This is a genomic window from Rhizobium sp. BK181, from assembly GCF_014193305.1.
In the GTDB taxonomy this organism is placed as follows: Bacteria; Pseudomonadota; Alphaproteobacteria; order Rhizobiales; family Rhizobiaceae; genus Rhizobium.
Map to the genome: position 1 here is coordinate 1 of NZ_JACHZA010000003.1, position 20,753 is coordinate 20,753.

Sequence of the window (20,753 nt, forward strand, 5' to 3'; positions counted from 1 at the left end):
AAATCTCTAGAGCGAAGGACTTCGTCGCCAGCAGCGCCGCCGCCCTCGTTCAGTGAGTGGGCTTATAGATCCTACCCCTTTTCTAAGTCAACAGCGCAAAACAAAGTTTTTTGACATTTTTGTAACACGCTGATTCGATTGACGGATTTTCGGGAGGTGCGGTTTTGGCCGTTCTCAGGGCACCGGAACGGCGACTCTCGGCTGTGCTTTTGGCGCAGCTTCCATTTTCAGCTGCAGAATCCCTCTCTCTTACCTCTGTGGCGGTCCCGAAGAGAGACGACTTGCGCAAAGGCGCGGTGTCAGTAGGTTCACGAGCGATGCAACCCCGGGGAATGACCGCATGCCGATCCTGACGGAAATGCGCCCCGCCCACGCTTATGAGATGAAGACGCGCACGTGACCCGCATGACTTTGCCGGACCTTCCGGTCTCAGACGTTCTCCCGGATATCGGCGCGGCGCTCGCCGCAGAGCGTCGCGCGGTGCTGTCTGCCCCTCCCGGCGCCGGCAAGACTACGCTTGTACCCCTTTATCTGCTTGATCAGGATTGGCGTGGGGATGGCAAGATCGTGCTTCTCGAGCCGCGGCGTCTGGCAGCCAGGGCAGCGGCAAGCCGTATGGCATCGTTGCTCGGTGAGACCGTAGGTGAGACCGTCGGCTATCGCATGCGCCTCGACACCAGAATATCGGCCAAGACCCGCATCGAGGTAGTCACGGAAGGCGTGTTCGCACGCATGATCCTCGATGATCCGGAACTCTCGGGCGTGTCGACGGTGATCTTTGATGAGTTCCACGAGCGTTCGCTCGACGCCGACTTCGGACTGGCGCTGGCGCTGGACGTACAATCCGCTTTGCGCGAAGACCTGCGGGTGCTGGTGATGTCAGCGACGCTAGACGTCGCGCGCATCATGACACTCCTGGACCAACCCCCGCTCGTCGAAAGCATGGGGCGCAGCTTTCCGATCGATATCCGCTATCAGGATCGACCTGCAAGCGAGCGCATCGAAGAAACGATGGCGCGCGCCGTCACTAGCGCGCACGCCAGCGAAAGCGGATCGATCCTTGCCTTCCTGCCCGGCCAAGCAGAAATCGCGCGCACCGCTGAGCGGCTCGAAGGGCGCTTCGGGTCACAGACACTGATCGCTCCGCTCTACGGCAATCTCACACAGCGGGAACAGGACGCGGCGATCCGGCCGGCCGAGCCAGGAACGCGCAAGATCGTGCTCGCCACCTCGATCGCCGAGACATCAATCACCATCGACGGTGTGCGGATTGTTATCGACAGCGGTCTGCAGCGGCTACCGGTGTTCGAGGCGTCGACCGGCATCACGCGGCTGGAGACGGTGCGTGTGTCGCGCGCCTCGGCGGACCAGCGCGCCGGGCGCGCCGGCCGAACCGAGCCGGGTATCGCCATCCGCCTGTGGCACCAGGGACAGACTGCCGCACTGCCGGCATTTACACCGCCACAAATACTCTCCAGCGATCTCTCCGGCCTTGTCCTCGACTTGGCGAATTGGGGCGTTCAGGACACGCGTTCGCTCTCCTTCGTCGATCAGCCGCCGGAGACGACGCTTTCCGAAGCACGTACGCTGCTAGTTCAGCTCGGTGCACTCGACAAGGAAGGTGCTTTGACGCGGCGCGGAAAGATGATGCGCGATCTTGCCCTGCCACCGCGTCTGGCCGCCATGGTGATTTCGGCAGGCGAGACGGGGCATGCAAGAGATGCAGCGGAGCTTGCGGTGCTGCTGACTGAACAGGGGCTCGGAGGCCCCAGCATAGACCTCGAAGAGCGGATGCGGCGCTTTCGCTCGGAGCGTGGCGATCGCGTCGAAGGCGCGCGTCAGCTGGCGGCTCGACTGGCCAAGGGTCTCGATGTCACCAAAGCAACGGAACCGAGCCAGACGGGACGGCTGTTGCTGCACGCCTTTCCGGACCGCATCGCACTGCAGCGCGGCGGCAGAGGCCGCTTCCTGATGGCGAACGGGCGCGGCGCCGAACTGCCGGAAACCGAACGGCTCGCCGGCAGCCCGATGCTCGTCATCGCAGACTTGACGGGTCGGGCCGCGCAAGGGCGCGTCCTGTCGGCAGCCGAGATCTCACGCGCCGACATCGAGGAGGACCTGCCCGGCGCCATTTCGACCGGCGATCAGATCGTCTTCGACCGGCAGAGCCGGCAGGTGAGAGCCAGGCGGGCGACACGGCTCGGCGCCATTATCTTCGACGAGACACCTCTGCCCCGCCCCACCGGCGAAGCCGTCAGCCGCGCGCTGGCAGACGGTGTGCGCGAGTTGGGGTTGGAACAGCTGCCGTTTTCCAAAGAAGCCATGCAGTTGCGCGAACGCATCGGCTTTCTTCATCGCAGCATCGGCGGCCCGTGGCCTGACGTCAGCGACGCGGCACTGGTTGCGCGCCTGGACGATTGGTTCGTTCCCTACCAGACGGATGCCCGGGGGATTTCCGACATCTCTTCGTCCGCACTTTCGAACGGGTTGATGGCGCTGATCCCGCACGAGCTGCAGCGCGATCTCTCACGTCTCGCGCCGACGCATTTCGAAGCGCCGACCGGACAGCGGCATCCAATCCAATATAGCGGCGAGGAGCCTGTTCTGACGATCCGTGTGCAGGAGCTGTTTGGTCTCAAGCAGCATCCGGCGATCGGCGGCGGACGACTGCCATTACTTCTCGAGCTGACCTCACCGGCGCACCGGCCGATTCAGACGACGCGTGATCTGCCCGGATTCTGGGCCGGATCTTGGAAAGATGTGCGGGCCGAGATGCGCGGCCGCTATCCCAAGCATCCCTGGCCCGAACGCCCGGAAGACGCCATGCCGACGACACGGGCGAAGCCGCGTGGTACATGAGCCCTAGCATAGCCCATGGGGATATCAGATGGTCGATAATGTCGTGAGTTCGCCGGAAGAAGATAGGCACAGCAGCAGGCGCCTGAGACTTCAAACGCTGGTGCGGCTGCGATGGCTTGCCGTGGGCGGCCAGGCTGTGACCGTGTTCATCGTTGCCTTCTGGCTCAAGTTTCCGCTTCCACTTGGTGCCTGCGCGGCGCTGATCGCAGCCCTGGCGGCCGTCAATTTCTACCTGATGATCCGCTATCCGCCGACACACCGGCTCTATCCCGGCGCGGCCTTCGTGCTGCTCGGCTTCGACCTTCTGCAGCTCTGCGCACTGCTCTTCATCACCGGCGGCCTGGCCAATCCCTTTGCGGCCCTCGTCTGCGTTCCCGTCATCATTTCCTTCGCATCGCAGCCGATCCGCTTCAGCACCGTGCTTATTCTGATCGCGATGGTTTGCATCACTATCCTCGCCTTTTCCCCCTTTCCCTTGCCGTGGTTCGATGGGGTCGAGATCAACGTCCATACCGTGATGCAGTTCGGTGTCTGGTGCTCGATCGCATCGACCATGGCTTTTGCCGCTTTCTATGCATACCGGGTCTCGATGGAAGCGAGCCAGCTGGCCGATGCGCTGGCGGCCACCGAGTTGGTGCTGCAGCGCGAGAAGCACCTTTCTCAGCTCGACGGTCTTGCTGCCGCCGCCGCACACGAACTGGGAACGCCACTCGCCACCATCAGCGTCGTTGCCAAGGAAATGGAGCGCGAACTGAAGAATGACGACCGCTTTCGCGAGGATGTGCAACTGTTGCGCAGCCAGAGCGAGCGGTGCCGCGACATCCTGCGGCGGCTGGCAACGCTTTCCGCGGAAGGCGAAGCTCATCTCCGGCGGCTGCCTTTGTCGTCAATGATGGAAGAGATCGTGGCGCCTCACAGAGAATTCGGGATCAAACTCGAACTGATCGAGAAGAGCCCGCGCAAGGGCGAGCCAGTGACTGACCGCAACGCCGGCATTATGTACGGGCTCGGCAATTTGATCGAAAACGCTGTCGATTACGCGCGCGACGAGGTGATCGTGACCGTCGAGCATGATGTCAGAAAAGTTCGCATCACGGTGGAGGACGACGGCGACGGTTATTCCCCTGATATCCTGACCCGGATTGGCGAGCCCTATGTCACCAAGAGGCAGAGGGAAGACCGGGCCGGCGGGCTGGGGCTCGGCCTCTTCATCGCCAAGACTCTCCTCGAACGATCGGGCGCGTCGCTGGTGTTCGAGAACCGCATGCCCGAGACGGCTGGAGCGCGGGTGCGTGTCGAATGGCCGCGCATGCTGATCGATGCAAATTCGACAAAATGACGCTATCGGCTTAATGAACAGCGGGACACTTGACTTTTATCAGGCAGGCAGCTGCCGGGATTGACGAACATGAACGAGCTTGACCACGACTCCTCCCTCGCAGATGCGGATCATATTGGTCCGGATGCCAGCCTTCTGATCGTCGATGACGATGGCCCGTTCCTGCGCCGACTGGCGCGCGCGATGGAGACACGTGGCTTCAAGGTCGAGACTGCGGAATCGGTCGCGGAGGGCGTTGCCAAATCGAAGAGCCATCCGCCCAAATACGCAGTGGTCGATCTGCGACTTGGCGACGGCAACGGGCTGGATGTGATCGAAGCCATCCGCCAGCGCCGTGATGACACCCGGATCATCGTCCTCACGGGGTACGGAAATATTGCGACCGCTGTTACGGCCGTGAAACTTGGCGCCGTCGACTACCTGGCGAAGCCCGCCGATGCCGACGACGTTTACGCCGCCCTTACCCAGCGCGCCGGCGAGAAGGCGGAACTGCCGGAGAACCCGATGTCGGCCGACCGTGTGCGCTGGGAGCATATCCAGCGGGTTTATGAGATGTGCGAGCGCAATGTTTCGGAGACTGCACGACGGCTCAACATGCATCGCCGCACGCTGCAACGGATCCTTGCCAAGCGCGCACCGAAGTAACGTCAGATATCGTCGACCTCAAACGGCTTGCCATTTGCCCACTCGGCCATCAGCAGGCGCTGGGCGGCTGCGCGGGAGAAGTTCAGGGTGACCGATTTGCGGGTAGCGGGCGCAAGCCGATGTTCGGGCGCCTCCCTGATCATATGCGCGCCGTAGCCATCCGACAGAAACAAGCCGCAGTCCTCGGGGAAAATCTCGAGCGGAACATCTTTGTGCGTGGCGAAGAATAGCCGATCGCAATGCAGGCGATAGTCAGGCCACTTGCGGTCGACACGGAAATCCTCGATCGAGGTCTTGATCTCGATGATCCAGATTTCACCCTTCTCCGAAATGCTGATCAGATCAGCCCGTCGCCCGCTCGCAAGCGACAGTTCCGGCAAGACGGCGTGACGCATCTCATGAAGTAAAATCTGAGTCCCGCGACGGACCAGCATAGCTCTGTCCGACTGTCGCCCGTCTATTAACGGATTGTTATTGTAAACACTCAAAATCGTCATGGATAACCGTAGGTCTGGCGCGCGTGTTGTTGCAAAAAAACCATGCGATTCTAATTTGCCGCTGCGTATTGGTTTTGCCGCACTGCAACAGCTTGCAAAGGCAAAGTTAATCGAAAATAAACCATAATCAAAGATGGTTCAAAAGACCGTTCCTCCCTGCCTATTTCTTAAGAGACATCCATGCGCATCCGCAATGCATTTCCTGTATTCGGCCTGATGGCGACGCTCGCTCTGGCCGGCTGCTCCTCGACTACCGAGAGCGCCTCCGTCGAAGCCACGGTCGCGCCGGGGCCAACCGTTCAGACCGCGCAGATCTTCGACGACGCCTATGGCGTGACGACGGATGCCGGATATTCGCTGCCGGCGATCCCGATCCAGAAGGTCAAGCCGCAGTTCCGCCGCCAGATCGTCTCTTACGAAACCACCGAGCGCCCGGGCACGATCATCGTCAACACCCGCGAACGCTTCCTCTATTACATCCTGCCCGGCGGCCAGGCGATGCGTTACGGCATCGGCGTCGGCAAGCAGGGCTTCGCCTGGGCCGGCACGGCCTACGTTGCCTGGAAGCAGGAATGGCCGACCTGGCATCCGCCGAAGGAAATGGCCGAGCGCAAGCCCGAGGTCGCCAAGTACGTCGAGGAGGGCATGGGCCCCGGCCTCAGCAACCCGCTCGGCGCGCGTGCCATGTATCTCTTCAACGACAAGGGTCAGGACACCCTCTTCCGCCTGCACGGCACGCCGGAATGGGCTTCGATCGGCACCGCTGCCTCCTCTGGCTGCATTCGTCTGATGAACCAGGACGTCATCGATCTCTACAGCCGCGTACGTCCGGGCAAGACGACCTCGAAGGTCATCGTTATCCAGTAAGCTGTCGCTGAAATGGGGTATTAAAAAGGCCGCCGGAACATCGTTCCGGCGGCCTTTTCCATTGATTTGTCCTTATCAGATTGTCTGCTTGGCCTTCAGCTCGAGGCGGCGACGATGGAGGACCGGCTCGGTATAACCGTTCGGCTGTGCCCTACCCTTCAGGACAAGATCGAGTGCCGCCTGGAAGGCGATCGAACCGTCGAAATCGACGGCCATCGGCGCGTAGGCTGGATCGGATGCATTCTGCTGATCGACGATCGCGGCCATACGCTTCATTGTCTCGACGATCTGCTCTTCGCTTGTCACCTTGTGATGCAGCCAGTTGGCCATATGCTGGGCGGAGATGCGCAGCGTCGCACGGTCTTCCATGAGGCCGACATTGTTGATGTCCGGTACCTTGGAGCAGCCGACGCCCTGATCGACCCAACGGACAACGTAACCCAGAATGCCCTGGGCATTGTTGTCGAGTTCGCGCTGGATTTCCTCAGGTGTCCAGTTCGGGCGGACGGCGACGGGGACCGAAAGAATATCGCACAGCTTGGCGCGCGCACGATCCTTCAGGCCCTGTTGGACGCGGGCGACATTGACGCGGTGATAATGGGTGGCGTGCAGCGTCGCGGCGGTCGGCGACGGAACCCAGGCGGTATTGGCGCCTGCCTTCGGGTGCGCGATCTTCTGCTCCAGCATCGCCGCCATCAGATCCGGCATGGCCCACATGCCCTTGCCGATCTGCGCATGGCCGGAAAGGCCGCATTCGAGACCGATATCGACGTTCCAGTTCTCGTAGGCGGCGATCCAGGCGGCCTGCTTCATGTCGCCCTTGCGAATCATGGGCCCGGCTTCCATCGAGGTATGGATTTCGTCACCGGTACGATCGAGGAAGCCGGTGTTGATGAAGACGACACGCTCGCGGGCAGCGCGGATGCATTCCTTGAGGTTGACGGTGGTGCGCCGTTCCTCGTCCATGATGCCCATCTTGATCGTGTTGCGCGCCATGCCGAGAGAATCTTCGACGCGCGAGAAAATCTCAGCCGCGAATGCCACTTCCTCGGGACCGTGCATCTTCGGCTTGACCACGTAAACCGAACCGGTGCGGGAATTCTTGCGGCGGCCATCCGGACCGACGTCATAGAGCGCAATCATGCCAGTGATCATCGCATCCATTATCCCTTCGGGCACTTCGTTGCCATCGCGGTCAAGGATAGCCGGATTCGTCATCAGGTGGCCGACATTGCGAACCAGCATCAATGAGCGGCGATGCACTTCGAACGGCGTGCCTGACGGATCGCTGTACTGCAGATCAGGATTGAGTTTGCGAATGAAACTCGAGCCGCCCTTCGACACTTCCTCCTGAAGGTCTCCCCTCATGAGACCGAGCCAATTGCGATAGACGACGGCCTTGTCCTCGGCGTCGACGGCAGCAACCGAGTCTTCGCAATCCATGATCGTCGTGATCGCCGATTCCAGCCAGACGTCGGAAATATGGGCCAGATCGCTCTTGCCGATAGCCGTCGAGCCATCGATGACGATATCGATGTGGATGCCGTTGTTCCTCAACAGGATGTGCGTCGGAGCGGAGGCGTCGCCCTGATAGCCGGCAAAATGCGCTGGATCGGTCAGCGAAACATGCTCGCCGTCGGTCGAGGTGATCGCGAGAGCCCCGTCCTTGACAGCAAAGGTCGCAACATCCTTCCAACTCCAGCCATCGAGCGGCGCGGTGGTGTCCAGGAAATCGCGAGCCCAGGCAATGACCTTTTCGCCGCGTTTCGGATTGTAGCCTTTGCCCTTCTCGGCGCCATCGGTCTCGGGAATCGCATCCGTGCCGTAGAGCGCGTCATAGAGGGAGCCCCAACGAGCGTTGGCGGCGTTCAGCGCGTAGCGCGCGTTCATCACGGGAACGACGAGCTGAGGACCGGCAATCGAGGCGATCTCAGGGTCGACGTTCGTCGTCGTGACCTGGAAATCCGAGCCTTCCGGCAGGATATACCCAATGTCGCGAAGAAATGCCTGGTACGCTTCGATATCGGTCGGCGCACCGTGCTGGCGGTACCAATCGTCGATGCGAAGCTGGAGTGCATCGCGCTTGGCGAGCAGCTCGCGATTGCGCGGCGCCAGATCGTGGACGATGGCCGAGAAATCGGCAAAGAACTTTTCGGCGTCGATCTTCAAGCCGGGCAGCGCTTCCTTGACCAGGAAATCATGAAGGACGGCCTCAACAGCAAGACCGTTTTTATCGATGCGGCTCATTCAATATCTCCTTAGACCCACACGGGGTTTTGCATGCTGCCACTTTGCCCGGCTTTCATTCATAGTCAATTATGCAATAGTTCTAAAGATTTATGTCCGTTCAGGAACATATCTCGACGTGACGCGCATCGGTAGACCGTTTTGCGGCTGTGTCGTCAGTTTCTGCACCGGCCATGGATTGGTCTGGTTTGTCACATCGAAGCGGAAACGGTGCATCAGCACGGCGAGAGCGATGACAGCCTCCTGCAGCGCAAAGGTTGCGCCGATACAGACACGCGGCCCGGCACCGAACGGCAGGAACTGGAAGCGCCCGATGCTACTGCGGTTCTCCGGCAGGAACCGCTCCGGGATATAGGCGCGCGGCTTGTCCCAATAGAGTTCGTGGCGATGCAGCGTCCACGGCATGATGAGGACGGTGACACCTGCCTCGATCTCCACCGTTTCGCCTTTCGCGTCGGTCCAGCGATCGGCGGTGATGGCGGCGCGATTGATCGACGGCGCCGGCGGATAGAGCCGGAGCGCCTCCTCAAAGGCGGCGCGCGTATACGGCATCAGGTCGAGCCACTTCACCGGTTCGACATCCTGGGCCAGAACGCGATCGATCTCCTCCTCCATCGCCCCGCGGATGTGCGGCGTGTTGGCCACGCAATAAAGCGTCCAGGCAAGTGCGCGTGCCGTCGTCTCGTGGCCGGCGCCGATAAAGGTGAGGATATTGTCCTCTATTTCGTCATTCGTCAGTCCGCCGGTCTCAGCCTGATCAAGGAGCAAGGTCAGAAAGTCGTCCGGTGTGGAGGCTCGATCGGCCTGCATGCGAGCCAGGCGGGCATCCATGGTCTGGCGCACGATGTTGCGGAATTTGTCGAGCACTTTCTGCCCGCCGATACGCGTGACGCGCGGAACCCAAGACGGGGCGCGCAGCAGGTCCATCGGATCGACGCGGCCCATGCGATGCAGCAGGGCGTTTACGTCGTCGGCAAAGCTGTCGGAGGAGGTGACGATCTCGCCGGAAAACAGCGTATCGGCAAGAATGGCGAAGGTCAGCTCCGTCATGTCGGCGGCAACCTCGAAGACCTTGCCGTCACTGCCGGCTGCTTCGTATTTCCTCGCATAATCTTGGGACTGGCGCAGCATCTGCCCGGCAAAACCGTTGGCATGACGAGGCGTGAAAACCGGCGCCACCGCCTTTCGAGAGCGCTTCCAGACGTCCCCCTCCGCCGTCAACAGCCCGTCGCGCAGGATCGGACGCAAAATAAGCTGGCGAATATCCGACATACGGTAGTTCGCGGCGTTATCGACAAGAACATGACGGATCAGGCCGGGATCGTTGACGATCAGGGTCCTTTCGCGAAAGAACCGTGTCTGAATCCACGGCAGCGTGTAGGAGGGCTCGCCCCAGAGCTCCAGCGGGTTGCGCAGAATGGTTCGAATTATCTGAAGACGGCTCGGCGGCACCGTACGAGGTAACGGTGCGGGCGGTACGAAGGGATCCGGACGCATGTCCATCAGAATTCAGCCTTTTCGCAGGAGATCTAGGCTCTCCCGGCAAGGCGAAAGCTAGAGCAGACGCTCCAGCTCGTCCAGCTTGTCGTTGACCAGCCAGCCGTAATAGTTTTCTTCCGGCCAGACGGTTTCACCGGAAGCACGGTTCTTGGCAGCGAGAGCCGCCGCGCGCTGGCGCGAATTGCCGACATTGTAGAGCGTCGCGGTCAGTCCCGGGTTCCTCGAGATATCCATGTCGGCGATCTGCTTATAGTCGTCGATCGACCGCCGGATGGAGGCAGCGACAAAGGCGAGCGAGATATCCGGCTGCATGATCGCCTTGTAAACGGAACCGGCGTCCTTCTCGTTCAGCTTCTCGTAACCCGAGACCTTGGAGACCAGATCGGTCAACATCAGGGCCGTCAGCGGGTTGATCTGCCCAAGACCGAAGGTCTGGCCGGCGTAGAAAGGCTGGAAGAAAACTGCGCTGAAGCGGTTGTTCGGGTAGCTCTCGCCATCGACGGTCTTGCCTCGGAACTCGCTTTCCCAGATGTCCTCGCGGCAGCTCCACAGCGTGTAGGAATCGCCCTTGCCATTACATTCGGCAAATTGCGGCCGCCTGACGAAGTCATCCACATCCTCGCCGTTGTAGGCGAAGCGGAAGCTCTCACCCGCGTAGGACGCAGCCTTCACGTAGTAGGACTGCAAGCGGTCATAGGCGTCGACATTATAAGTATGCTCGCCGACGATCGCGCCGATCACATGGATCGGATCGATGCCGTAAGCGGCCGACACCTTTTTGATCTTGGCCATCAACTCGTGATCCGACGCCAGGAGGTCATGGACCTTGTCATACTTGCGATCGAACGAGCTCTTCGTGCCCTTGGTGCGGCGAACCGAGGCGCCCGGAATATCCGGCTGCTCGGCGTGACGATTGCCCGGCGGCACCACCTGCATGGCGAAGGCAGGTGCCGACGTCAGCACGACAGCGGCAATCAGGAGGCTTGTCAGAAGGCGTCGCACGATCAGCGTTCCCGTCGGTTCATGGCAATGTCGCGAAGCGCGCTGACTGGACCACAATCTTGGCCGAATAATGCTGGCGCCGACAACAAAACGGGCCTTTCACTAAAAAGTAAAAGGCCCGCTGTCGAGAGTTGAAGCTATCAAAATCGTGGCATCACATCAGTAAGGCGCGCCCCGATGCTTGTTCATCACAGGATGAAGCGTGACAGATCGGTGTTTTGCGCCAGATCGCCGACATGCTTGCGGACATAGTCGGCGTCGATCGTCACGCTTGAGCCGCCGCGATCCGGGGCATTGAAGGAGATTTCGTCCAGAACACGCTCCATCACCGTCTGCAGGCGGCGCGCACCTATGTTTTCAACGGACGAATTCAAATGAACAGCAACGTCCGCCAGGGAATCGATGCCATCGTCGGTGAATTCGAGGCCGAGGCCTTCGGTTTCCATGAGAGCCTTGTACTGCCTGATGAGGCTCGCCTCGGTCTCCGTCAGAATACGGCGGAAATCTTCCTTGGTGAGCGGGCGCAGCTCGACGCGGATCGGCAGACGGCCCTGAAGTTCCGGCAGCAGATCGGACGGCTTGGAGACGTGAAAAGCACCGGAGGCGATGAAAAGGACGTGGTCCGTTTTCACCGGGCCGTACTTCGTCGACACCGTCGTGCCTTCGACCAGCGGAAGCAAGTCGCGTTGAACGCCTTCGCGCGAAACGCCGGCGCCCATGCCGCCGTCGCGAGCCGCGATCTTGTCGATCTCGTCGAGGAAGACGATGCCGTCATTCTCGACGGCCCGGATCGCCTCGCGCTGAATGACTTCGTTGTCGATCAGCTTGTCGGATTCGTCGCGGATCAGATCCGTATAGGATGCCTTGACCGTCGTGCGGACCTTCTTGGTACGACCCCCCATCGCCTTGCCGAACATTTCGGAAAGGTTGAGCACGCCGATATTGCCGCCCTGCATGCCGGGAATATCGAAACCGCCCATGCCTGTGCCCGTATCGGCGATCTCGATATCGATTTCCTTGTCATCAAGCTCGCCACTGCGCAGCTTCTTGCGGAAGCTGTCGCGGGTCGCCGGCGACGAGGTGGCGCCGACGAGCGCGTCGAGAACACGCTCTTCAGCGCTCATGTGCGCCTTGGCCTGCACTTCGCTCCGCTTCTTTTCGCGAGCGAGGCCGATGCCGACCTCGACGAGGTCGCGGATGATCTGCTCGACATCGCGGCCGACATAGCCGACTTCGGTAAACTTCGTGGCTTCGACCTTGATGAACGGCGCGCCGGCGAGCTTGGCGAGGCGACGGGAGATTTCCGTCTTGCCGACGCCGGTCGGCCCGATCATCAGGATGTTCTTGGGCATGACTTCGTCGCGCAGATCCGGATCGAGCTGCTGGCGCCGCCAGCGGTTGCGCAGCGCAATCGCCACTGCGCGCTTGGCCTCATGCTGGCCGATGATATAGCGGTCGAGTTCGGAAACGATCTCGCGGGGGGAAAATGTGGTCATATCGAATATCCCATCAGGGCGTGGATCTTTGAAACCGGATCAAGCTTCGGCATCGAGCGTCTCTACGACCACGTTGTGGTTGGTGTAGACGCAGATATCAGCGGCAATATCGAGTGCTCGACGCGCGATCTCCTCGGCCGACTTGTCGGTATCCATCAAGGCGCGGGCCGCAGCGAGCGCAAAATTACCGCCGGAGCCGATTGCCATGGCGCCGTGTTCGGGCTCGAGAACATCGCCATTGCCCGTTATTGCAAGCGTCACCTGCTTGTCGGCGACGAGCATCATGGCTTCGAGGTTGCGGAGATACTTGTCGGTGCGCCAATCCTTGGCGAGCTCGACCGCGGCGCGCATCAGCTGGCCGGGGTACTGTTCGAGCTTCTTTTCGAGACGTTCGAGAAGCGTGAAGGCATCGGCCGTGGCGCCTGCGAAACCGGCAATGACCTCACCCTTGCCGATGCGCCGCACCTTGCGGGCATTGCCCTTCATCACGGTCTGGCCGAGGCTTACCTGGCCATCGCCGGCCATGATGACCTTGCCGCCCTTTCGAACTGTAACAATCGTTGTCATCTACTATACCTTTGCCCGTCTGCCGGGCTTGTTGCGTCGGGCCGAACGCCGGCCCTGTCGAGCCCTATGTAAGTGCGTGAAAGCCGATTGCAAATGGCGGCGTTTTCTGCCGCCGCGGTTCTGGATATTTCACGGCTCGCCTGATAAGGAACCCCCGTATTTCCTGATGGAGCAGCCATATGGCCGAGACCGCAGCAAGCCGCACGGGTACCGTGTCCCGCAAGACGAACGAGACTTCGGTTTCGGTTTCCGTCAATCTCGACGGTACTGGAAAGTCGAAAATCTCGACCGGCGTCGGCTTCTTCGATCATATGCTCGATCAGCTTTCGCGACATTCGCTGATCGACATGGAGATCGAGACCAAGGGCGACCTGCACATTGACGATCACCATACGGTGGAAGACACCGGCATCGCGATCGGCCAGGCGATTGCCAAGGCGCTCGGCGATCGCCGCGGCATTGCCCGCTATGCCTCGATCGACCTCGCGATGGACGAGACAATGACGAAGGCTGCCGTCGACCTCTCCGGTCGCCCCTTCCTCGTCTGGAACGTCGCCTTCACCGCGCCGAAGATCGGCACGTTCGACACCGAGCTCGTTCGCGAATTCTTCCAGGCGCTTGCCCAGAACGCCGGCATCACCTTGCATATTCTCAACCACTATGGTGCCAACAACCACCATATTGCAGAGACGTGCTTCAAGGCCGTTGCCCGCGCGCTGCGTACGGCGACAGAGATCGATCCGAGACAGGCGGGCCGTGTTCCCTCGACGAAGGGCACGCTCGTCTGAGCCCCCTAGGGAGCTTGACGATATGACTTCCAGCTATCTGGTTCTGACTGCGCCTGGCGGAACGGACACCAACCGCGAGAAGACGCGTTTCATTCGCGACGGCTTTACCGTGCTCGGTTTTCTCTTCCCCTGGATATGGCTCGCCTTCCACAGACTGTGGCTCTACGCCATCGCAGCATTTCTCCTGCAAAGCCTCGGCGGTGCGCTAGCGGACCGGGCCGATCTCTGGCCAGTCGGCGTCGCAATCACCTTCGGCACCAGTTTGCTGGTCGCGCTTGAGGGTCAGAATCTTCGCGCCCGTAATCTGGTTGCGAAAGGCTGGGGCGAAGCCGATCTCGTTTCGGCCGATTCGCTTGCGACCGCGGAAGAAATCTACTTTTCGAATATCCAGACCGATGCCGGCGACAGCCGACCGGCGCCCTCGCCGCAATGGGATCAAGCAGCCCATGCACCGCGACACGGCAACGCCACTTCGCTCGGTCTCTTTGGTTTTGATGGAGGACGCTGAATGCGCGTCGCAATTATAGACTACGGATCCGGCAATCTGCGTTCGGCGACGAAGGCCTTCGAACGGGCAGCGCGGGAAGCCGGCATCGACGCCGTGATCGAACTGACGGACAAGGCAGAGGCTGTGGCGGCCGCCGATCGCGTCGTGCTGCCGGGTGTTGGCGCCTATGCCGATTGCCGGCGCGGGCTCGATGCCGTTCCCGGCATGTCGGAAGCGTTGATCGATGTGGTCCAGAGGAAGGCCCGGCCGTTTCTCGGCATTTGCGTCGGTATGCAGCTGATGTCGTCGCGCGGTCTCGAGAAGACCGTCACCGATGGCTTCGGCTGGATTCCCGGCGATGTCGTTGAAATGACGCCTGATGATGCCAACCTGAAGATCCCGCAGATCGGCTGGAATACGCTCGATCTGAAATCCCCTCACCCGCTGTTCGACGGAATTCCGACCGGACCGAACGGGCTGCATGCCTATTTCGTGCATTCCTACCATCTGGCGGCGAAGAACCCCGGCGACGTGATTGCGACGGCCGAGTACGGCGGCCCGATCACCGCTTTCGTCGGGCGCGACAACATGGCCGGAGCCCAGTTCCATCCTGAAAAGAGCCAGAAGCTCGGCCTCGCCCTGATTGCCAATTTCCTGCGCTGGAAGCCCTGAGCTCGCGCACTGCAAGGACTGACAGAATGATTCTATTTCCAGCAATCGACCTCAAGGATGGCCAGTGCGTTCGCCTCAAGCTCGGCGATATGGAACAGGCGACCGTCTACAATCCCGACCCCGGTGCGCAGGCGAAGGCATTCGAAGATCAAGGCTTTGAATGGCTGCACGTCGTTGATCTCAATGGCGCTTTCGCGGGCGAAAGCGTCAATGGCGCCGCGGTCGATGCGATCCTGAAGGCAACGAAGAACCCGGTTCAGCTTGGTGGCGGCATTCGCACGCTCGACCATATCGAAAACTGGCTATCTCGCGGTCTTGCCCGCGTCATTCTCGGGACCATCGCGGTGCGCGATCCGGCGCTCGTGATCGAAGCCTGCAAGAAGTTTCCCGGTCGCGTTGCGGTCGGAATCGATGCCAAGGGCGGCAAGGTCGCGGTCGAAGGCTGGGCCGAGGCATCCGAGCTCGGTGTTATCGAACTCGCGAAGAAGTTCGAAGGCGCCGGCGCTGCCGCGATCATCTACACCGATATCGACCGCGACGGCATCCTCGCCGGCATCAACTGGGCATCGACGCTCGAGCTTGCCGAAGCCATATCGATCCCGGTTATCGCGTCCGGCGGCCTTGCTTCGATCGACGACGTGAAACGGATGCTGCAGCCCGACGCACGCAAGCTCGAGGGTGCGATCTCCGGCCGCGCGCTCTATGATGGACGCATCGACCCGGCAGAGGCGCTGGCGCTGATTTTGGCCGCGCGCGCAAAGGAGATTGCACAATGACCCTGAAGGCTCGTGTCATTCCCTGTCTCGACGTCAAGGACGGTCGCGTCGTCAAGGGCGTCAATTTCGTCAATCTGGTCGATGCCGGAGACCCGGTCGAGGCTGCCAAGGCTTATGACGCCGCCGGCGCCGACGAACTCTGCTTCCTCGACATCACCGCATCCTCGGACGATCGCGAAACGATCTTCGATGTAGTCGCGCGTACCGCAGAGCAGTGCTTCATGCCTGTCACCGTCGGTGGCGGCGTTCGCACCATCGCCGACATCCGCAAGCTGCTGCTCTGTGGCGCGGACAAGGTCTCGATTAACTCGGCGGCCGTCAACAACCCCGACTTCGTTGCGGAAGCCGCCGACAAGTTCGGTGACCAATGCATCGTCGTCTCGATCGACGCCAAGAAGCGGACCACGCCTGCCCAAGGCGACGTCAGCGCCTGGGAGATCTACACACACGGCGGCCGCAACGCGACCGGCATCGACGCCGTGGATTTTGCTCGAAAGATGGTCGAGCGTGGGGCGGGTGAACTGCTGGTGACCTCGATGGATCGGGACGGAACCAAGGTCGGCTACGATCTCGAACTGACACGCGCCATCGCAGATTCGGTTCGGGTGCCCGTTATTGCCTCCGGTGGCGTCGGCGACCTCGACGATCTCGTGGCGGGCGTCAAACAGGGACATGCCAACGCTGTGCTGGCCGCTTCGATCTTCCACTTCGGGACCTATTCCGTCGGGGAAGCGAAGCGCTATATGTCTTCTTGCGGCATCGACATGCGTCTGGACTGAGTGGGAAGCAGAATCATGAGCGAATTCACCCTCGCCGACCTCGAAAAGATCGTCGATGCCCGGTCGAAAGCCTCGCCGGAAGAGTCCTGGACGGCAAAACTCGTTGTTGCAGGCCAGCCAAAGGCGGCCAAAAAGCTCGGCGAAGAGGCGATCGAGGCCGTGATGGCCGCGATCACCGATGACCGCGAGAACCTCACCTATGAAGCCGCCGATCTTCTCTATCACCTATTGGTCGTATTGAAGGTGGCGGGCATTCCGTTGCAAAGTGTGATGGCGGAGCTTGAGCGGCGCACCGCTCAATCCGGCCTGACAGAAAAGGCGAGCCGGCAAAGTTCATGAGTATCGCAAGACAACTCATCGGAGCGCCCGAGACGCTCGATCATTTTCAGGCGAATGCGTATTCGCCCTACCACTTCTTTTCCTCCGAGGAATGGGCACGCTTCCGTGCCGATACACCGCTCACGCTGAAAGGCGACGAGGTCAAGCGGCTACGCTCCATGGGTGATCCGATCGATCTCGATGAAGTGCGGCGGATCTATCTCTCGCTTTCGCGGCTCCTCTCGGCGCATGTGGAATCGTCACAGCTGCTTTTCGAGCAACGCAATCGCTTCCTCAGCCTCTCTGACGTAGCAAAGACGCCGTTTGTGATCGGCATCGCGGGGTCGGTGGCTGTCGGCAAATCCACCACGGCCCGTATCCTGAAGGAACTTTTGACGCGGTGGCCGTCGAGCCCGAAGGTGGACCTTGTGACCACCGACGGCTTCCTGCATCCGAACGCCGTGCTGCAGCGCGAAAACCTGATGCAGCGCAAGGGCTTTCCCGAGAGCTACGATACCGGCGCGATCCTGCGTTTCCTGGCGGCGATCAAGGCGGGCCAGCCGAACGTCAAGGCGCCGTCCTATTCGCATCTGGTCTACGACGTGCTGCCGAACGAATACAAGATCGTTGACCGGCCCGACATTCTGATCTTCGAGGGCATCAACGTCCTCCAATCACGCGACCTGCCGGCCGGCGGCAAGATCGTGCCGATGGTTTCCGACTTCTTCGACTTCTCGATTTACATCGATGCGGATGAAAGCCGGATTCACGATTGGTATGTGGCGCGCTTCATGCGACTGCGTGAAACAGCGTTTCGCGATCCCCATTCCTTCTTCCACCGCTATGCCTCGATCAGCGAGGAGGAAGCGCTGACGATCGCCGAAGGCCTTTGGGAAAACATCAACCTGAAGAACCTGCGGGAAAACATCCTGCCGACACGCCCGCGGGCCGATCTGATCCTGCGCAAGGGCAATAATCACCTGATCGAACAGGTAGCTCTGAGAAAGCTCTAGGGCGTTACCCGGCGAAGCGTCAGGTTGATGCGACCACCGTTCTTCAGCAGCGTCGATGTTGATGGATATATCTTGTCGACGCCGTGGAAGCAAAGGCGCCCTTCCGCTCCCAAGACCACGACGTCACCGCTTGAGAGCTTGAAGGAAAGCGTCCGGTCGTTGCGCCCGAGACCACCAACGCGAAACAGGCAGCTATTGCCGAGCGAGATCGACACGACGGGGGCTGCGAGATCCTGTTCGTCCTTGTCCTGATGCAGTCCCATACGCGCCTCGTCGGAGTAGTAGTTGACAAGGCAGGCCTGCGGCGGCTTGTCGTGGCCGGAGACATCGTTCCAGATTTCCAACAGTTCCGCAGGGATACCCGGCCAAGGTTTGCCGGTCACAGGATGGGTCGGCTGATAGCGATAGCCACGCTCCTTGTCGGTGACCCAGCCGAGCGGGCCACAATTCGTCATGCGAACCGACATCGGCTTGCCGGTGCCGGGCATGATGGGCACAAACAGCGGCGCGTCCGCGACGATCGACCTGATGATATCGACCAATGCCTGCTGCTGTGGCCGGTCCAGATAGTCAGGGCGGTGACTGACGCCATTCGGCAGCTTCAGCATATCAATCACCGAGCGGTCGTCCGCGCATCTTCTTCACCTCCGACCGACCCGACTTCTCCTTCAGCCGACGTTCGACTGATCCTTTAGTCGGCTTGGTCTTCTTGCGCGGCGGCGGAGGCGGTTTTGCCGCCTCGAGGATAAGCTCTTTCAGCCGCTCTCGCGCGTCTTCCCGGTTACGATCCTGGCTTCGGAAGCGGCTTGCCTCGATCATCAGCACGCCTTCCTTCGAAAGGCGCTTGCCGGCGAGCTTCACGGCATTCCCCTTCACGCGCTCGTTCAGCGAAGGGGAGTTCGGAATATTGAAGAACAGCTGGACGGCTGTCGAAACCTTGTTGACGTTCTGCCCGCCAGGGCCGCCTGCGAGGACAAATTGCTCGGTCAGCTCCCACCCGGCGACGGTGATTCGATCGTTGATGTAAAGGGGTTCGCTGGCCATGCGCTTTCTATCTCATATCGGCCGGCCCTTGGAAACAGACAAAGAAACCCGACGGAGGCCGCCGGGTTTCACGTGAATCATCAATGTTTTGGCGCGTCACTCAGCGGCGGCGCGAAATCCCGGGGCCGCATCGCGCACCCCACCATCGACATGGCCTTCGAACTTCGCGAAGTTCTCGATGAACATCGTCACCAGCTTGCTGGCCTGCGCGTCATAGGCGATCGCATCCTGCCACGTGGAACGCGGATCGAGGATAGCCGTGTCGACACCCGGCACCGTAACAGGAACGGCGAAGCCGAAGTTCGGATCGACACGGAAATCGGCCTTGCCGAGGTCGCCCGAGAGGGCTGCAGCGAGCAGCGTGCGGGTCGCCTTGATCGGCATGCGCTTGCCGGTGCCGTAAGCGCCGCCAGTCCAGCCGGTGTTAACAAGCCAGCATTCAACGCCGTGACGACCGATGAGATCCTTCAAAAGATTGCCGTACTCCGACGGATGCCGCGGCATGAACGGAGCACCGAAGCAGGTCGAGAAGGTTGCTTCCGGCTCCGTCACGCCGCGCTCGGTACCTGCCACCTTGGCCGTGTAACCGGACAGGAAGTGGTACATCGCCTGATCCGGCGTCAGCTTGGCGATCGGCGGCATGACGCCAAAGGCATCTGCCGTCAGCATGATGATCGTCTTAGGATGACCAGCAAGGCCTGTCTTCGACGCGTTCGGAATGAAATCCAGCGGATAGGCGCAACGCGTGTTTTCGGTCAGCGACCCATCGTTGAAGTCGGGCTCGCGCCGGTCGTTGAGGACAACGTTTTCGAGGACGGTGCCGAAGCGCTGCGTCGTTGCGTAGATTTCCGGCTCCGCTTCGGCCGACAGGCGGATGGTCTTGGCGTAGCAGCCGCCTTCGAAGTTGAAGATGCCGTCCTCGCCCCAGCCGTGTTCGTCGTCGCCGATCAGCGTGCGGGCAGGATCTGCGGAAAGCGTCGTCTTGCCGGTCCCCGAGAGACCGAAGAAGACCGCGGCATCGCCGTCAGGACCGACGTTGGCCGAGCAGTGCATCGGCATGACGCCCTTTGCCGGGAGCAGGTAGTTCAGCACGGTAAAGACCGACTTCTTCATCTCGCCGGCGTAGAACGTACCGGCGATCAGCACTTCGCCGTTCGTCAGGTCGCAAGCGATGACGGTCTCGGTGCGGCAGCCATAGCGTTCCGGATCCGCCTTGAACGTCGGTAGGTTGATGATCGTCAGCTTCGGGGCGAAGGTCGCAAGTGCCGAGGCCTCCGGACGGATCAGCAGGTTGCGAATGAAGAGCGAATGCCAAGCAAGCTCGGTGACGACACGCGTCGGCAAGGCATTGTTTTCGTCGGCACCGCCGATGAGATCCTGAACGAACAGGTCCTTGCCGGCAGCGTGCGCGAGCATGTCCTGCTTCAGCAACGCGAAGTGCTGCGGCGACATCGGCTTGTTGTTGTCCCACCAGATCTCATCATCGGTGTTCCCGTCACGAACGACAAACTTATCGCGCGGCGAGCGGCCGGTGTGCTGGCCGGTCAGGGCGCGCAAGGCACCATGGGCGGTCAGCTGAGCCTCGCCCCGGCGAATCGATTCTTCATAGAGGGAGGCGGCCGTAAAGTTATAACGAGCACTGTTTGCGCTCCCCAAACCGATCGTCGCCAGCTCTATCGCCGGGTTGTGGACTCCGAACAGCTCCATGGTCTTTCCCTTCCCTTGAGGCTCGTGCCGTTAAGAACTGAGGGTGACCGTACGGGCGGTTTTTTTAAAACGCAATAGAGGAAAATTGATAAAATGTAGTAATATCAAACTATTAATCGATTTAAATTTTCCTGCCTTATTTTAAATCGT

At 60.7% G+C, this 20,753-nt stretch carries 20 protein-coding genes; 11 read left to right on the forward strand and 9 right to left on the reverse strand.

What is annotated here, in order from left to right:
* Positions 1 to 405 precede the first annotated feature (405 nt).
* The 3 genes from hrpB to FHT77_RS10000 all read left to right on the forward strand — a co-directional run bounded on the left by hrpB (position 406) and on the right by FHT77_RS10000 (position 4,843).
* Positions 406 to 2,859: an ATP-dependent helicase HrpB gene (gene hrpB, locus FHT77_RS09990; RefSeq protein ID WP_183755319.1), complete on the forward strand. Its 2,454-nt coding sequence runs from the start codon at positions 406 to 408 to the stop codon at positions 2,857 to 2,859.
* Positions 2,860 to 2,887: 28 nt separating this feature from the next.
* Positions 2,888 to 4,198 (forward strand): ActS/PrrB/RegB family redox-sensitive histidine kinase, encoded by a 1,311-nt coding sequence (locus tag FHT77_RS09995; protein ID WP_183754806.1) that lies wholly within the window; start codon positions 2,888 to 2,890, stop codon positions 4,196 to 4,198.
* A 69-nt stretch (positions 4,199 to 4,267) separates the two neighbouring features.
* Positions 4,268 to 4,843, forward strand: coding sequence for an ActR/PrrA/RegA family redox response regulator transcription factor (locus FHT77_RS10000; RefSeq protein WP_016556903.1), 576 nt, complete (start codon positions 4,268 to 4,270; stop codon positions 4,841 to 4,843).
* A gap of 2 nt (positions 4,844 to 4,845) precedes the next feature.
* Here the strand turns inward: FHT77_RS10000 and FHT77_RS10005 are convergent, their stop codons facing one another.
* Complete coding sequence (locus FHT77_RS10005) at positions 4,846 to 5,340, reverse strand: MmcB family DNA repair protein (RefSeq protein ID WP_183754808.1); 495 nt, start codon at positions 5,338 to 5,340, stop codon at positions 4,846 to 4,848.
* A 180-nt stretch (positions 5,341 to 5,520) separates the two neighbouring features.
* On the opposite strand from FHT77_RS10005, the gene FHT77_RS10010 reads away from it, so the two are divergent.
* The gene (locus tag FHT77_RS10010) at positions 5,521 to 6,207 is read left to right on the forward strand and encodes a L,D-transpeptidase (protein WP_183754810.1); all 687 of its coding nucleotides are present in this window, start codon (positions 5,521 to 5,523) and stop codon (positions 6,205 to 6,207) included.
* Between the two features lie 75 nt (positions 6,208 to 6,282).
* Here FHT77_RS10010 and FHT77_RS10015 read toward each other — a convergent pair whose 3' ends face one another.
* The 5 genes from FHT77_RS10015 to hslV form a co-directional block, all read right to left on the reverse strand.
* Positions 6,283 to 8,454, reverse strand: coding sequence for a malate synthase G (locus FHT77_RS10015; protein WP_183754811.1), 2,172 nt, complete (start codon positions 8,452 to 8,454; stop codon positions 6,283 to 6,285).
* A gap of 90 nt (positions 8,455 to 8,544) precedes the next feature.
* Positions 8,545 to 9,957, reverse strand: coding sequence for a cytochrome P450 (locus tag FHT77_RS10020; protein ID WP_183754813.1), 1,413 nt, complete (start codon positions 9,955 to 9,957; stop codon positions 8,545 to 8,547).
* A 51-nt stretch (positions 9,958 to 10,008) separates the two neighbouring features.
* Entirely contained in the window at positions 10,009 to 10,956 is a 948-nt protein-coding gene (locus FHT77_RS10025) for a DUF1402 family protein (RefSeq protein WP_183754815.1), read from the reverse strand.
* 188 nt (positions 10,957 to 11,144) lie between these two features.
* Positions 11,145 to 12,452, reverse strand: coding sequence for an ATP-dependent protease ATPase subunit HslU (hslU, locus tag FHT77_RS10030; RefSeq protein ID WP_183754817.1), 1,308 nt, complete (start codon positions 12,450 to 12,452; stop codon positions 11,145 to 11,147).
* 39 nt (positions 12,453 to 12,491) lie between these two features.
* Positions 12,492 to 13,019: an ATP-dependent protease subunit HslV gene (gene hslV / locus FHT77_RS10035; RefSeq protein WP_183754819.1), complete on the reverse strand. Its 528-nt coding sequence runs from the start codon at positions 13,017 to 13,019 to the stop codon at positions 12,492 to 12,494.
* Positions 13,020 to 13,198: 179 nt separating this feature from the next.
* Here hslV and hisB point away from each other — a divergent pair, with 179 nt between their 5' ends.
* From hisB to coaA, 7 genes are read left to right on the forward strand one after another with little or no spacing between them, the layout of a single operon-like run.
* Positions 13,199 to 13,807, forward strand: coding sequence for an imidazoleglycerol-phosphate dehydratase HisB (gene hisB / locus FHT77_RS10040; RefSeq protein WP_183754821.1), 609 nt, complete (start codon positions 13,199 to 13,201; stop codon positions 13,805 to 13,807).
* 22 nt (positions 13,808 to 13,829) lie between these two features.
* Positions 13,830 to 14,315, forward strand: a complete 486-nt coding sequence (locus FHT77_RS10045; protein WP_183754823.1) for a DUF2628 domain-containing protein — start codon at positions 13,830 to 13,832, stop codon at positions 14,313 to 14,315.
* Complete coding sequence (hisH, locus tag FHT77_RS10050; RefSeq protein ID WP_183754825.1) at positions 14,316 to 14,966, forward strand: imidazole glycerol phosphate synthase subunit HisH; 651 nt, start codon at positions 14,316 to 14,318, stop codon at positions 14,964 to 14,966.
* Between the two features lie 26 nt (positions 14,967 to 14,992).
* Complete coding sequence (gene hisA, locus FHT77_RS10055) at positions 14,993 to 15,742, forward strand: 1-(5-phosphoribosyl)-5-[(5-phosphoribosylamino)methylideneamino]imidazole-4-carboxamide isomerase (RefSeq protein WP_183754827.1); 750 nt, start codon at positions 14,993 to 14,995, stop codon at positions 15,740 to 15,742.
* Positions 15,739 to 16,521, forward strand: a complete 783-nt coding sequence (gene hisF, locus FHT77_RS10060; RefSeq protein WP_183754829.1) for an imidazole glycerol phosphate synthase subunit HisF — start codon at positions 15,739 to 15,741, stop codon at positions 16,519 to 16,521. The genes hisA and hisF overlap by 4 nt, the downstream gene beginning before the upstream one ends.
* Positions 16,522 to 16,536: 15 nt before the next feature.
* On the forward strand, positions 16,537 to 16,860 hold the full coding sequence (locus tag FHT77_RS10065) for a phosphoribosyl-ATP diphosphatase (protein ID WP_183754831.1): 324 nt from the start codon (positions 16,537 to 16,539) through the stop codon (positions 16,858 to 16,860).
* Positions 16,857 to 17,852, forward strand: a complete 996-nt coding sequence (gene coaA, locus FHT77_RS10070) for a type I pantothenate kinase (RefSeq protein WP_016556888.1) — start codon at positions 16,857 to 16,859, stop codon at positions 17,850 to 17,852. Before FHT77_RS10065 ends, coaA begins: the two co-directional genes overlap by 4 nt.
* On the opposite strand, the gene FHT77_RS10075 is transcribed toward coaA, so the two are convergent.
* From FHT77_RS10075 to FHT77_RS10085, 3 genes are all read right to left on the reverse strand, one after another.
* Complete coding sequence (locus tag FHT77_RS10075) at positions 17,849 to 18,460, reverse strand: alpha-ketoglutarate-dependent dioxygenase AlkB (RefSeq protein WP_183754833.1); 612 nt, start codon at positions 18,458 to 18,460, stop codon at positions 17,849 to 17,851. The genes coaA and FHT77_RS10075 overlap by 4 nt on opposite strands.
* Position 18,461: 1 nt before the next feature.
* A complete protein-coding gene (gene arfB / locus FHT77_RS10080) occupies positions 18,462 to 18,896 on the reverse strand; it encodes an alternative ribosome rescue aminoacyl-tRNA hydrolase ArfB (RefSeq protein WP_183754835.1) in 435 nt (144 codons plus the stop codon).
* Between the two features lie 96 nt (positions 18,897 to 18,992).
* Positions 18,993 to 20,603, reverse strand: a complete 1,611-nt coding sequence (locus tag FHT77_RS10085) for a phosphoenolpyruvate carboxykinase (protein ID WP_183754837.1) — start codon at positions 20,601 to 20,603, stop codon at positions 18,993 to 18,995.
* Between the last annotated feature and the right edge of the window lie 150 nt (positions 20,604 to 20,753).

Bases quoted from the DNA above. Each gene is read 5' to 3' on its own strand.
- hrpB (WP_183755319.1), top strand. From the start codon at position 406: ATGACTTTGCCGGACCTTCCGGTCTCAGACGTTCTCCCGGATATCGGC.
- FHT77_RS09995 (WP_183754806.1), top strand. From the start codon at position 2,888: ATGGTCGATAATGTCGTGAGTTCGCCGGAAGAAGATAGGCACAGCAGC.
- FHT77_RS10000 (WP_016556903.1), top strand. From the start codon at position 4,268: ATGAACGAGCTTGACCACGACTCCTCCCTCGCAGATGCGGATCATATT.
- FHT77_RS10005 (WP_183754808.1), bottom strand. From the start codon at position 5,340: ATGACGATTTTGAGTGTTTACAATAACAATCCGTTAATAGACGGGCGA.
- FHT77_RS10010 (WP_183754810.1), top strand. From the start codon at position 5,521: ATGCGCATCCGCAATGCATTTCCTGTATTCGGCCTGATGGCGACGCTC.
- FHT77_RS10015 (WP_183754811.1), bottom strand. From the start codon at position 8,454: ATGAGCCGCATCGATAAAAACGGTCTTGCTGTTGAGGCCGTCCTTCAT.
- FHT77_RS10020 (WP_183754813.1), bottom strand. From the start codon at position 9,957: ATGGACATGCGTCCGGATCCCTTCGTACCGCCCGCACCGTTACCTCGT.
- hslU (WP_183754817.1), bottom strand. From the start codon at position 12,452: ATGACCACATTTTCCCCCCGCGAGATCGTTTCCGAACTCGACCGCTAT.
- hslV (WP_183754819.1), bottom strand. From the start codon at position 13,019: ATGACAACGATTGTTACAGTTCGAAAGGGCGGCAAGGTCATCATGGCC.
- hisB (WP_183754821.1), top strand. From the start codon at position 13,199: ATGGCCGAGACCGCAGCAAGCCGCACGGGTACCGTGTCCCGCAAGACG.
- FHT77_RS10045 (WP_183754823.1), top strand. From the start codon at position 13,830: ATGACTTCCAGCTATCTGGTTCTGACTGCGCCTGGCGGAACGGACACC.
- hisH (WP_183754825.1), top strand. From the start codon at position 14,316: ATGCGCGTCGCAATTATAGACTACGGATCCGGCAATCTGCGTTCGGCG.
- hisA (WP_183754827.1), top strand. From the start codon at position 14,993: ATGATTCTATTTCCAGCAATCGACCTCAAGGATGGCCAGTGCGTTCGC.
- hisF (WP_183754829.1), top strand. From the start codon at position 15,739: ATGACCCTGAAGGCTCGTGTCATTCCCTGTCTCGACGTCAAGGACGGT.
- FHT77_RS10065 (WP_183754831.1), top strand. From the start codon at position 16,537: ATGAGCGAATTCACCCTCGCCGACCTCGAAAAGATCGTCGATGCCCGG.
- coaA (WP_016556888.1), top strand. From the start codon at position 16,857: ATGAGTATCGCAAGACAACTCATCGGAGCGCCCGAGACGCTCGATCAT.
- FHT77_RS10075 (WP_183754833.1), bottom strand. From the start codon at position 18,460: ATGCTGAAGCTGCCGAATGGCGTCAGTCACCGCCCTGACTATCTGGAC.
- arfB (WP_183754835.1), bottom strand. From the start codon at position 18,896: ATGGCCAGCGAACCCCTTTACATCAACGATCGAATCACCGTCGCCGGG.
- FHT77_RS10085 (WP_183754837.1), bottom strand. From the start codon at position 20,603: ATGGAGCTGTTCGGAGTCCACAACCCGGCGATAGAGCTGGCGACGATC.